14 protein-coding genes are annotated in these 9,975 nt (G+C 55.5%); 7 read left to right on the forward strand and 7 right to left on the reverse strand.

Annotation, left to right across the window (positions count from 1 at the left end; all coding sequences use genetic code 11):
- Positions 1-613 (forward strand): restriction endonuclease (locus QWY74_RS12945; protein ID WP_290314466.1); only part of this gene is annotated, 613 nt, incomplete at its 5' end.
- 110 nt (positions 614-723) lie between these two features.
- A complete protein-coding gene (locus QWY74_RS12950; RefSeq protein ID WP_290314467.1) occupies positions 724-1,353 on the forward strand; it encodes a tyrosine-type recombinase/integrase in 630 nt (209 codons plus the stop codon).
- 21 nt (positions 1,354-1,374) lie between these two features.
- Here QWY74_RS12950 and QWY74_RS12955 read toward each other — a convergent pair whose 3' ends face one another.
- The 7 genes from QWY74_RS12955 to QWY74_RS12985 form a co-directional block, all read right to left on the reverse strand.
- A complete protein-coding gene (locus QWY74_RS12955; protein ID WP_290314468.1) occupies positions 1,375-1,650 on the reverse strand; it encodes a type II toxin-antitoxin system RelE/ParE family toxin in 276 nt (91 codons plus the stop codon).
- Positions 1,647-1,844, reverse strand: a complete 198-nt coding sequence (relB, locus tag QWY74_RS12960; RefSeq protein ID WP_290314469.1) for a type II toxin-antitoxin system RelB family antitoxin — start codon at positions 1,842-1,844, stop codon at positions 1,647-1,649. The genes QWY74_RS12955 and relB overlap by 4 nt, the downstream gene beginning before the upstream one ends.
- 27 nt (positions 1,845-1,871) lie before the next feature.
- On the reverse strand, positions 1,872-2,306 hold the full coding sequence (locus QWY74_RS12965; RefSeq protein ID WP_290314470.1) for a hypothetical protein: 435 nt from the start codon (positions 2,304-2,306) through the stop codon (positions 1,872-1,874).
- 76 nt (positions 2,307-2,382) lie between these two features.
- The gene (locus QWY74_RS12970; RefSeq protein ID WP_290314471.1) at positions 2,383-3,246 is read right to left on the reverse strand and encodes a replication initiation protein; all 864 of its coding nucleotides are present in this window, start codon (positions 3,244-3,246) and stop codon (positions 2,383-2,385) included.
- A gap of 1,797 nt (positions 3,247-5,043) precedes the next feature.
- The gene (locus QWY74_RS12975; RefSeq protein ID WP_290314472.1) at positions 5,044-5,397 is read right to left on the reverse strand and encodes a hypothetical protein; all 354 of its coding nucleotides are present in this window, start codon (positions 5,395-5,397) and stop codon (positions 5,044-5,046) included.
- 287 nt (positions 5,398-5,684) lie between these two features.
- Positions 5,685-6,023, reverse strand: coding sequence for a hypothetical protein (locus tag QWY74_RS12980; RefSeq protein WP_290314473.1), 339 nt, complete (start codon positions 6,021-6,023; stop codon positions 5,685-5,687).
- A complete protein-coding gene (locus QWY74_RS12985; protein WP_290314474.1) occupies positions 6,023-6,262 on the reverse strand; it encodes a hypothetical protein in 240 nt (79 codons plus the stop codon). Before QWY74_RS12985 ends, QWY74_RS12980 begins: the two co-directional genes overlap by 1 nt.
- 182 nt (positions 6,263-6,444) lie before the next feature.
- Between QWY74_RS12985 and QWY74_RS12990 the strand changes: the two genes are divergently transcribed.
- The 5 genes from QWY74_RS12990 to QWY74_RS13010 form a co-directional block, all read left to right on the forward strand.
- Positions 6,445-6,882, forward strand: coding sequence for a very short patch repair endonuclease (locus QWY74_RS12990; RefSeq protein WP_290314475.1), 438 nt, complete (start codon positions 6,445-6,447; stop codon positions 6,880-6,882).
- Entirely contained in the window at positions 6,869-8,086 is a 1,218-nt protein-coding gene (locus QWY74_RS12995; RefSeq protein ID WP_290314476.1) for a DNA cytosine methyltransferase, read from the forward strand. Before QWY74_RS12990 ends, QWY74_RS12995 begins: the two co-directional genes overlap by 14 nt.
- The gene (locus QWY74_RS13000; protein WP_290314477.1) at positions 8,083-8,721 is read left to right on the forward strand and encodes an Eco29kI family restriction endonuclease; all 639 of its coding nucleotides are present in this window, start codon (positions 8,083-8,085) and stop codon (positions 8,719-8,721) included. Before QWY74_RS12995 ends, QWY74_RS13000 begins: the two co-directional genes overlap by 4 nt.
- Positions 8,721-9,185, forward strand: a complete 465-nt coding sequence (locus tag QWY74_RS13005) for a VOC family protein (protein ID WP_290314478.1) — start codon at positions 8,721-8,723, stop codon at positions 9,183-9,185. Before QWY74_RS13000 ends, QWY74_RS13005 begins: the two co-directional genes overlap by 1 nt.
- Positions 9,186-9,606: 421 nt before the next feature.
- A partial coding sequence (locus tag QWY74_RS13010; protein ID WP_290314479.1) for a hypothetical protein occupies positions 9,607-9,975 on the forward strand: 369 nt, incomplete at its 3' end.

The following is a 9,975-nucleotide window of genomic DNA, read 5'->3' on the forward strand; positions in this document are numbered from 1 at the left end:
AAAAAAAGCTGGCAAGCGTATAACTGAGGTTTTTGATGAGGCAATATTTGATCATTTGTCTAAAAAGGAAGAGACAAGTTCTTTTTCGATGGATTTGAAAGATCACTCTTCTTATGAGCATGACTGCTGTAGAGAAATAAAGAAGCTGGGTTGGACAGCTAGGGTTACACCTGGGTCTGGGGACCAAGGTGTAGATATATTGGCTGAAAAAGGAGGCGTGAAAATAGCTTTTCAGTGCAAGCTTTATAATGAGAGGTTAGTTGGTAATTCTGCTGTACAGCAGGTTAAGTCTGGTGGTGACTACTTCAGATGTGATGTGTTCGTAGTAATTTCTAATGCTGAGTATTCTAAGTCTTCTAAGGAGCTTGCTTCTTCCTTAGGAGTTTGTCTTATACACCATTCTGAGATAGGGCGTTTTCTTTCTTCGATTGAGGGTGGTAAAGATTATGAGAGTGGAAAAAAATCTTTGTCTGGTGATTGTGAAGAGTGTGAAATTTTTTTGTCAGCAATGAAAGGGGATGTGATTAACGTATCCGCCATTCTGGAATCTATGACACATGAGAAGAAGAGAGAGGTGCTTGGGGCAGCGAAGTTGATTTGTGATTTAAAGTGAGCCGTATAGAACTGACACCATCCTTGAAATGAAGTGCCTCGAGGCAGGCTGATACTGTCTGGCTTTTAGCTGAAACCCGAACAGTTACCGCGACCAGGAGCGCCCCACCCGTGCCCGACAGGCCCCGACACCCCGCCCCGACAGCCTTGCCATCCACTGAAACCCGGACAGTACGCAGTCGCGCCGCCAACGACGCCACCCGCGGCCGTCAGCACCTGACCCGCGACGAGGTGCATCAACTGATGCGGGGCGCGATTCGGCACCATCGCCACGGCCGGCGCGACGCCCTGATGCTGCGCCTGGCCTTCGAGCACGGGCTGCGGGTCTCGGAGCTGGTGGGGCTGCGTTGGTCGGCCGTCGACCTGATGCATCATGAGCTGCGCGTCACCCGCGCCAAGGGCGGCCTTGACGGCACCCACCCGCTCCAGGGCGACACCGTGCGGGCGCTGAAGCGCTACCAGCGCGACAGTGGTGGCCGCGCGGCGGGCTTGGTGTTCGTCAGTGAGCGTGGGGCGCCGATCAGCGCCGACGGCTTCCGGCGCCTGCTGCATCGGCTCAGTGAGCGCGTGCTGGGCGTGAAGTGGCATCCGCACGCGTTACGTCATGCCTGCGGCGTGCACCTGATCAACCAGGGCGTGGATCTGCGCACCGTGCAGCAGTACCTGGGCCACGCCAATATCCAGAACACGGTGGCTTATACCGCCCTCACCGGGCGGCCATTCGAGCGACTGAGGTTCTAAGCATCATCTTGCGGTCGGGGATCAGGGGTAGTTCTGGCGAGCGTGAACCACGGACGTGACGTCGATCCGATCCGTCACCTGGTAGACCACGATGAAATTCGGATGAGCCACAATCTCTCGCGTGCCGGGCACGCGGCCGACTTGGTGCAGGTAGGGGTGTTCGGCCACCGAGGCCACGGCCGCCTCGATGCGGGTACGCAGTTGTCGGGCGGCCTGGGGGTCGCGTTCGGCGATATAGGTGATCAGCTCGAGCAGATCAGCAATGGCATCGTCATGCCAATGAATCGGCAGGCTCACGACGTCTCGTCGTTCTGATGCCGTACCGCGTCATCGATGATCGCGTCGGCCTTGGCCATGACCTGGTCATGAGGCATCCCCTGGCCAGGGTTGTCGAGGCTGTGCTGGACCTTGGCCCGAAACCAACGGTCATAGCTGTCGGCCTGCTCCTGGGTCGCGAATTCCGAGACGATCGGGTCTAGTTGGGTGCTCATGGGCGCGTCTCCTTAGTGGCTACCAGTCTAATCGGCGTCGCCATCCTGGTACAGCGACCGGGCGAGCGAGCGCAAGCCGTGGGGGTCGCCGTTGTCCGGGGGGTCCGGATCCTGGGTGTCTGTCGGGTTCTGCTCCGGGTCGCCCTGATCTGGCCCTGGGGGCGGCAAACGCCGCAGGGTGGCCACCTCTTCGCGCAGCCGCCGCAGTTCCTCACCTTGGTGCCTGGTCAGCTCTACCAGCTCGGCCAGCAAACGTTCTGTCGTGGGTGTCGGGTCATTGTCGGAAGAAGGTGTCGGGTTCTGTTGGGTAAGTGCTGTTTGCCCCGGCGGCTCGCCGTAGACACGGATCATTTCAGACAGGTCTAGAACCTTTTGGCCTTTGCCATTCACCTGTGCTGTGACGCGGCCTTTATCGACCGCTTCGTATAGTGTGGAGCGGTGCAAGCCGTACAGGGTGGCCATGCGGCCTATGGTTAATACAGACATGTCGGGCACTGTCGGGAAGTGTTGTCGGGCTTCCCGACAGTATGGCTACTAATCACGCCCTAGCAACCTGCCGGCGCTCCTCCAGGATACGTAATGCAGCGTCCTCGAAGGATTCGCCTGGCTGTGCTTTGGCCTCGATAGTTGCCTTAGGTATCCCATAAAGAGCGCCTGAGCCGTCCCCTCTTGTGCCCTTCGTTTTTCCCTGGCGGGGCTTGTGGGGCTTCTCCTGGGCTTTCTCGCCGAAGATAAATACCAAATGTGAGACTCGGCGCCCTGTTTTCCTTTGGTCCCACTTTACCCACAGAGGCGAGTGCTCGTTAATCTGGGTCACGGCGGGTTCGATCACGCGTCGCTTGAAGTCTTTGAGTGCCGGATATTTGTCGCCGAGTTGGAAAGCGTCTCTCAGCCAGCCAATCTCGACCTCCCGTTGCCCTGCATCCCTCCATTGGCACAGCAACTCATAGAGCCGGATGGCGTGGGAGCTATTCAGCTTGGCTACATCGGAAAGCGCATAGCGCGTGAACTGTTCGGTGAGCTGGGTCAAATAGGGCAGCATGTCCTTAGTGAATCGCAACTGAACGCGACCTTCGCTCTTGCGATAGCGGATAGACTGCACCCAGCCAGTGACCAGTGTTTCCTCGTGTGAGCCTTCACCGTTGGGGCGCTCGGTGATCCACACCTCGCGACGTTTCAGCCGCAGGGCAGCGTCTGCAAGCTCCTTGTAGGTGGAGTGTGATTCGGTGCTGACAAGTGCGGCATAGTCGGCCACGGTAACGTTGTACAGTACTTCGTCGGTGATGGGCTGGTCCCGTCGTACTTGTGCAATGCAGGCCAGCATGATCCGCTGCTCTGCTGGAGTAAGGCGATAAGATGCCTCGATCAGTGCGTTGCTCTTGTAGACCTGGGGCTTGTTCATCCATGACGTTCCAAAACAGGGACTATATAACAGCGTCCCCTTGTACCCTGAATATGTCCCCTTCGCAACCCTGAATCCGTCCCCTTTTAACCCTGAATCCGTCCCCTTTTAACCCTGAATCCGTCCCCTTTTTCCCTTTTTATCCCTTTAAAATCAAAAAGTTAAAAACCCTAAAAGGGGAAAAGGGGAAAAGGTACAGAAAAGAGCGCTAACGCGCACGCCTACCCTCCGGTCACTGCGCTCCCTCCGCCCCTCGCTTCGCTCGGCCTACCCCTCTCAATGCCTCGACAAGTCGAGAAGGGCGCGATCGAGCCGCTTCGCGGCTGCGCGCCCAGGGGGACGGCTACGCCGTGTAAGACCCTGCAGACCCGCAGCAACCCCTGTTCAGCAGGGCGGTGGGCTGCGCCCACCTGACCCCTGGTTACCGGCGCTGACGCGCCTTCATCCCGCTATCGCGGGATTACCCCACTAGAGCGTCGCCGGTAAGATCATCAGGTACGGCCCCGAGATCGGCCCTGGGGGTCGAACGAGGGACGTACCCGCCAACGAGCGTAGCGAGGCGGACAGACGGGCAGTAACACAGGGTTGGGCTATCCTGGATCCGATAAGAGGCTGACGCGCAGGCAAGGAAAGGTGACATGGATAACTGGATGATAGTCGCTGCTTTGGTGATTCCGCCCACCGCTCTTGCGGCTTGGGCGATCTACCACACCAACAAGGAGCTGAACGACGAGTAGAGGTGCGGGGCCATTTCGTACGTACGAAATGTGGAGGGCCCGGGGAAGGGGCGCAGCAGGGGCCTTACGGCGAGGGCACCTGGTACCCGGAAGGCTTTGGCACTGCTCCTGGAACGCCCACCATCGGTGGAACCCCCCCGTCTTCGATTTCTTACGTAAGAAATTCTGAAGGCTCGAGGAAGGCGCAGCAGGGGCTCTGACGGCGAGGGCGCCTGGTACCCAGAAGGATTTATCACTGCTCCTGGAGCGCCCACCATCGGTGGAAACCCCCACCCCCAGGTCAAGGTCAATTTCGGGCACCCGAAATTCTGAAGGAGGGAGAAGGCTAAGGCAGGATTCGCAAAGTGCTATCACACTTGCTAGTCGCCACCTATGTCGCAACAGGAAAAGCGGGAATAGCCGTATCGGATAATAGCTTTGGGCTCGGCGGGGGGTGGTATGCTGGCCTTGAGGAATCGCACCGTTCTCGTAATAGGAGTCACGTTTTATGCATCTACGGCTTTTTCTGGTCGTCGGTCTGCTTTCCCTAGCAGCTCCGTCCGTTGGGCTGGCAGACCTCTCTGATAAATATCCTGGCCCCTGGCAGGATGACTACCATACCCAGATTTCCCAGACATTGGCGGCCAACGATATAACCGGTTGTGGTCAGTACAAGTATAAGGAAGAAGTGGATGGTAATGGTTATGTTGTGTACTGCACCCGCGACGGCTCCACTTGGCGTGCTTATGTCGTATGGACTGCGGTCGGCAAGGTCATGGGGCCCCTTGCCCCAGACCCCTCATTGAATTAGTAGCGGAGCCTCCCACCTTTCATGGCGGTACCGCCCGACAACCGCAGGGCGTCAGCGATACCTCTACCCAGCTATGCCGTCTGTTGCCGTTCGGCAGAGTGGTGAGCTATCCGTCGTTGGGGCCTTTCCTCTTGCTCTTTCTCTTCTTCTCGAGGTGTCGGCTCAGGAAGAGCCCACTGAGGAAGGGAATGCTCACCAGCAAGATCAGAAGTGGTATCAGCGGGATGTCCTGCCACATAGGTGTTGCCTCCTGGAATCCCGGTTTCCCCATTACCCTAGCTGATTTCCAGGCTCCCAGACCTGCATGCCCACCCGAGTGATCTCGCTTTGTGCCATCTTGCGCGTGTTGGGTTTGACCGTCCCCCGCATCATCAGCAACAGCTCAGCGAGCATTGGCATCACGTCACGGGCGGCGATAGCGTCCGGGCGTTCCTGGTGTGCTTCCGTGTCGGTGTGCTGGTCCTCCAGGTCGTCAGCGATGTCCTCGAGGCGGTGTAGGATCGTCTCCAGGGTCTGGTTCTGGCTGAACAGCTGCTGCTTCACGTAAGCGGACACATTGCCCCCGGATCGGGCCTCTAGCTCCGCCTTCTCGGCCTCCGAAACGCGAACGTTGATATTCGGCATCGCACCATCCTCCGTGTTTTACGATATGTTTTACACTAAACCCTAGCATTCACGGGTTTTGTAAGGAAAAGCGTTTTACTTTGGTATAACGTCAGAGAACGATTGATGAAGGATAATTACTTAAAAATCAGCTACTTGGCGATGCAAAGCATTGCGTATGGTGTATGGCTCGTTAAGGGCCCTGGAGGGGCACGCAACGGGCCATCAGCGTTAAGGAACAGGGCCCCTTTCGCGAAGCGGAAAGGGAGGGGACAGAAAAGGGACACCAGAGGGACAAACGAGGGACATCAGAGTGTCGTGGTCAACCGCTCCCGGCGCTTACGGACTCGGGCTGCGAGGCGTGACCAGTCGTCGGGCTGGACCCAGCGCTCAGCCCAGGTTAGCAACAGCTCCGTGCGGCGTTGGTCGCTGTAGTCGTGGGGATACTGCGTCAGGTCGCTGGCGATCGCCAGGAGGTTGGACTGGCCATGATGTGCCTGCCAGCCGTTTCCAGGTCCCTGATGGTTCAACACGTCAGCGCTACGCTGCAGATCCAGGGCGGTCGAGGTCGGGTCGAAGGCTGCATCCAGCAGCACGCCGAGCCATAGTGATGCTTCCTCCGGCACCATGACGCGCTTGCGTCCCATCAGAGTTCGTTCTCGTTGATCAACTCGAAGACCTTGCGCTTCGCGCTGCTGAGATCGTTCTTGTCGAGCACGTGCCACTCCCAGCAGCGCAGCCCGTTTTCGCCGGGAAGCTCCGGCCCGACAGCGCCGAGATCGCGATCGTAGCGATACCATTCGTACTGGGGGGAGCGCCATTCGACAATGCGGCCGTCAGCGCTTTTGAAGACTTGCTCCAGGTCCTTGATGCGATCCAGTGCCATAGTGGGGCCCTCCGTCGATAGATGCCCATCAGCATAGCCTATAAGCGTGACATTGTCACGTTTATTTTGTCAGGATAAGCCGCGTAATTGTGAATTCCCGTGGACCCAGAGTGAATGGTGTCGAGTCGGATGTAGACTAGATTGGGTGGCACTAGATTCCCATAGGTGGTGATGGAGCTTTGATGGATACTTTATCCAAGGAAGCCCGTAGCGAGCGTATGTCCCGGGTGCCAGGCAAGGACACCCAGCCAGAAATGAAACTGCGCCGTCTGGTGCACGGCATGGGGTTTCGCTATCGGCTTCACGATACCCGCCTTCCGGGAAGCCCTGATATGGTCTTCAGATCACGGCGAGCAGTGATCTTCATGCACGGTTGCTTCTGGCATCGGCACGAGGGCTGTGCCCTGGCCCGAATGCCTAAGAGCCGGGTATCATTCTGGCGCGAAAAATTGGAAGCCAATCAGCTACGTGATCAGCGCAACCAATTGAAATTAAATGAAATGGGGTGGCGTGTGCTGGTCGTCTGGGAGTGCCAGTTGGCCCGTACGGCCCTCACCGCGCGACTCGTGCGGGACTTCCTGAACGACACGACGGGGTTGGAGTATGATGAAATCGGTTGAGCTCTTCGCGGGCGCTGGGGGGCTAGCGATGGGGGCGACTCTCGCCGGCTTCGAGTCTCTAGCGGTGGTCGAGTGGGATCGTTGGGCATGTGACACGATTCGCGAGAATCAGCGCAAGGGATACCCCCTGGTTCAGGACTGGCCCCTGTGGGAAGGCGACGTACGTGAGTTCGATTGGTCGAGCTTTCCTGAAGGAGTCGATCTGGTGGCCGGCGGCCCGCCCTGTCAGCCGTTCTCTATGGGAGGGCGTCACAAGGCATTTGGCGATAAACGCGACATGTTCCCCGCTACGGTCGAGGTCGTTAGGCGATTGAGACCGAAGTCGTTCATCATTGAAAACGTAAAGGGCCTAACTCGTGCGAGTTTCCACGACTACTTCCAGTACATACAACTTCAGTTAGAGTTTCCCGAAGTTAGCCGGCGGGATGGTGAGACTTGGTTAGAGCACCTAAAACGGCTTCAGGAGGAAAAGACCTCTGGCGCTCAACACTTCAATGGGTTGACGTATAATTTGTTCCCGGTTTTAGTCAATGCGGCAGACTATGGCATACCTCAGAAGCGTGAGCGTGTCTTTATCGTAGGCTTTCGATCTGACTTAGGTGTGGAGTGGTCCCCCCCGGACTCGACTCATTCTCTGGACGCCTTGCTTTATGACCAGTGGGTCACTGAAGAATACTGGGAACGCCATCGTATTCCCAAGTCGCGTAGGCCCACAGTACCGGAGCGTTTGGTAAACCGGGTGAGGAAATTAGAAGATTCGTTTATCGCGTGTGATCGTAAGCCCTGGCGGACTGTCCGGGATGCCTTGATCGACGTCCCAGATCCCCGGGAAAGAGGGGCGCGTTTTTTCCATGACCACAAGTTCCAGGATGGAGCTCGGGTGTACAAGGGACATACAGGAAGTCCGCTGGATTTGCCGTCGAAGACTTTGAAGGCGGGAGCACATGGTGTCCCTGGTGGTGAGAATATGATGGTTCGCGACGATGGTAGCGTTCGCTATTTCACGGTTCGTGAATCTGCTCGACTGCAGACTTTCCCTGATGGCTATACCTTCCATGGCGCGTGGGGAGAGACTATGCGTCAGTTAGGGAATGCTGTGCCTGTCGCCTTGGCACGTTCCATGACATGCTCAGTCGCTGAGCAGTTGGCCCTGACACAACTGCGCAACTTGGCCAACCAGAAGCGCCGTAGGAATATGGCATGACCGATAATATTATTCCCTTTAACCCGCTCGATAAAAGACACCTTGGCGAGAGTGTTGGTCAAGCTATGCTTCGTCGCCCGGTAACCAATCTCGGTGATCTAAGTAAGTTCAACGGTGCTGGGATATACGCGATTTATTATGTTGGAGGATTTCCTGCCTACCAGGCGATATCTTCACGTAACCAGGGAAGAGAGTTTGTAGCGCCCATCTACGTCGGGAAGGCCGTGCCATCCGGTGCAAGGAAAGGAAAAATGTCGGAGACTACCACGACCTCTTTGCACAAGCGTCTTAACGAGCACAAGAAAAGTATAGAAGTAGTCGAAAACTTGGAAGTTGAAGACTTCTATTTTCGTGCTCTTGTGGTTGACGATATATGGATTCCTCTTGGGGAGTCGCTTTTAATATCTAAGTTTTCTCCGATTTGGAACAATTTGATAGATGGTTTTGGAAACCATACTCCAGGGAAGGGTCGTTTCGAGGGGCTGCGGCCTCGATGGGATGTTCTACATCCAGGCCGGTCTTGGGCTGAACAATGTAAGCCAAGAGATGAGACGATGGAGCAGATAATGCATGAGGCTGAAGACCATCTTCGCAACAATCCTCCTCCAGATAATAATACAATGATTACATCATAATGGATTTGAGGTTCAGCCACGTCGACGTTCTGATTGAGGACCTTGAAGAGGCCTGCGCGTATTACGCAGCCGTGTTCAAGGCCTCGGTCTCCAATACGATCGTTTGGAACCGAGGTGGGCTGCACGTCCGCTATGCCATCGTGAAGTTCGGTGTCGAGCGGTTCATGCTGGTTCAGCCCATTGCAGGTAATCTCAAGGAGCTGATGGACCAACAGGGGCCTGGTGTAATCTATCGGCATTGCTACTCGACACCCGATATCGATGCTGCTTATGACGAGCTCGTTGCCGCCGGCGTTCAACCGGAGAATGAACATGGGCAGTCCATTCGACGCGAGGATCTCAGCTCCCCAGCAGGGGGCCGGATACTGTGGCTTCCGAAACGCTTCGGTCACTTCTCCATAGAGATTCTGGAGTCCGAAGCGCTGGAAGCCTTTATCGCGTCAGCGTTTGAAGGTAGGTCATGACATGACCCTTTGTCTGGCTTTCAACTGGGAGCCGAAGGTGGGTACGATTCCTAATAGACGGCGCTATCATCCCTGCAGTCCCTGAAATGACGTGTCTGTCCACAGGCTTGAAAGTTTCCGAGAAGCACCCTGCATCCCTGAAATGACGTGCCTCAAGGTGGGCTGATACTGTCTGGGTTTTGGTTGGCATGAGGACAGTCTAGCATAAACCTAACCGTTTGGGTTTATGCTGGATCCAGCGTGGGTTGTAGAGGGAGTACACTGTCTGGCTTCTAAGCGTAATTCGACCCTGGGAGGGTGGATATAGGAGCCCAGAAAGGGTTGTCATCTAGTTCCGGCAAGAGGTCTTTTCCGTTTCTGTCGTGTAGTGCACATTGTGTAATGTTATTATAAATATAGTTGTGTGTTTTGAGGAGAAAAAATGTTTGATGTTGATGAGGCTAAGTTACGTTACTATGAGAAAATAAGGGGTTATGTTGAGCCCCATATCGACACTCTCTCGTTAAAGAGGGAGCAGCTTGTTTATAAGAATGATTATGGTGTGGAAGAAAATGATAAGTGGCGGGTTGAGTTGGGAAAGTTTATTCGCGAGATTTTGTTGCCGAGTCAAAAAAGAACTGATACCACCATTTTCAAAGCATACCGAGAACCAGATGTTACTCTAGGAGATTTTTTGTTTGAGATGAAGATAAGTTCTTCAGGATCTAGGCCGACAAAAAAAGCTGGCAAGCGTATAACTGAGGTTTTTGATGAGGCAATATTTGATCATTTGTCTAAAAAGGAAGAGACA

It is taken from the genome of Halomonas almeriensis (genome assembly GCF_030409235.1).
Lineage (GTDB): Bacteria > Pseudomonadota > Gammaproteobacteria > Pseudomonadales > Halomonadaceae > Halomonas > Halomonas almeriensis.

Excerpts from the sequence above, each read along its gene's own strand:
- QWY74_RS12990 (WP_290314475.1), top strand. The coding sequence starts at position 6,445 with ATGGATACTTTATCCAAGGAAGCCCGTAGCGAGCGTATGTCCCGGGTG.
- QWY74_RS13000 (WP_290314477.1), top strand. The coding sequence starts at position 8,083 with ATGACCGATAATATTATTCCCTTTAACCCGCTCGATAAAAGACACCTT.
- QWY74_RS12970 (WP_290314471.1), bottom strand. The coding sequence starts at position 3,246 with ATGAACAAGCCCCAGGTCTACAAGAGCAACGCACTGATCGAGGCATCT.
- QWY74_RS12985 (WP_290314474.1), bottom strand. The coding sequence starts at position 6,262 with ATGGCACTGGATCGCATCAAGGACCTGGAGCAAGTCTTCAAAAGCGCT.
- QWY74_RS12995 (WP_290314476.1), top strand. The coding sequence starts at position 6,869 with ATGAAATCGGTTGAGCTCTTCGCGGGCGCTGGGGGGCTAGCGATGGGG.
- QWY74_RS12965 (WP_290314470.1), bottom strand. The coding sequence starts at position 2,306 with ATGGCCACCCTGTACGGCTTGCACCGCTCCACACTATACGAAGCGGTC.
- QWY74_RS12980 (WP_290314473.1), bottom strand. The coding sequence starts at position 6,023 with ATGGGACGCAAGCGCGTCATGGTGCCGGAGGAAGCATCACTATGGCTC.
- QWY74_RS12975 (WP_290314472.1), bottom strand. The coding sequence starts at position 5,397 with ATGCCGAATATCAACGTTCGCGTTTCGGAGGCCGAGAAGGCGGAGCTA.
- QWY74_RS13005 (WP_290314478.1), top strand. The coding sequence starts at position 8,721 with ATGGATTTGAGGTTCAGCCACGTCGACGTTCTGATTGAGGACCTTGAA.
- relB (WP_290314469.1), bottom strand. The coding sequence starts at position 1,844 with ATGAGCACCCAACTAGACCCGATCGTCTCGGAATTCGCGACCCAGGAG.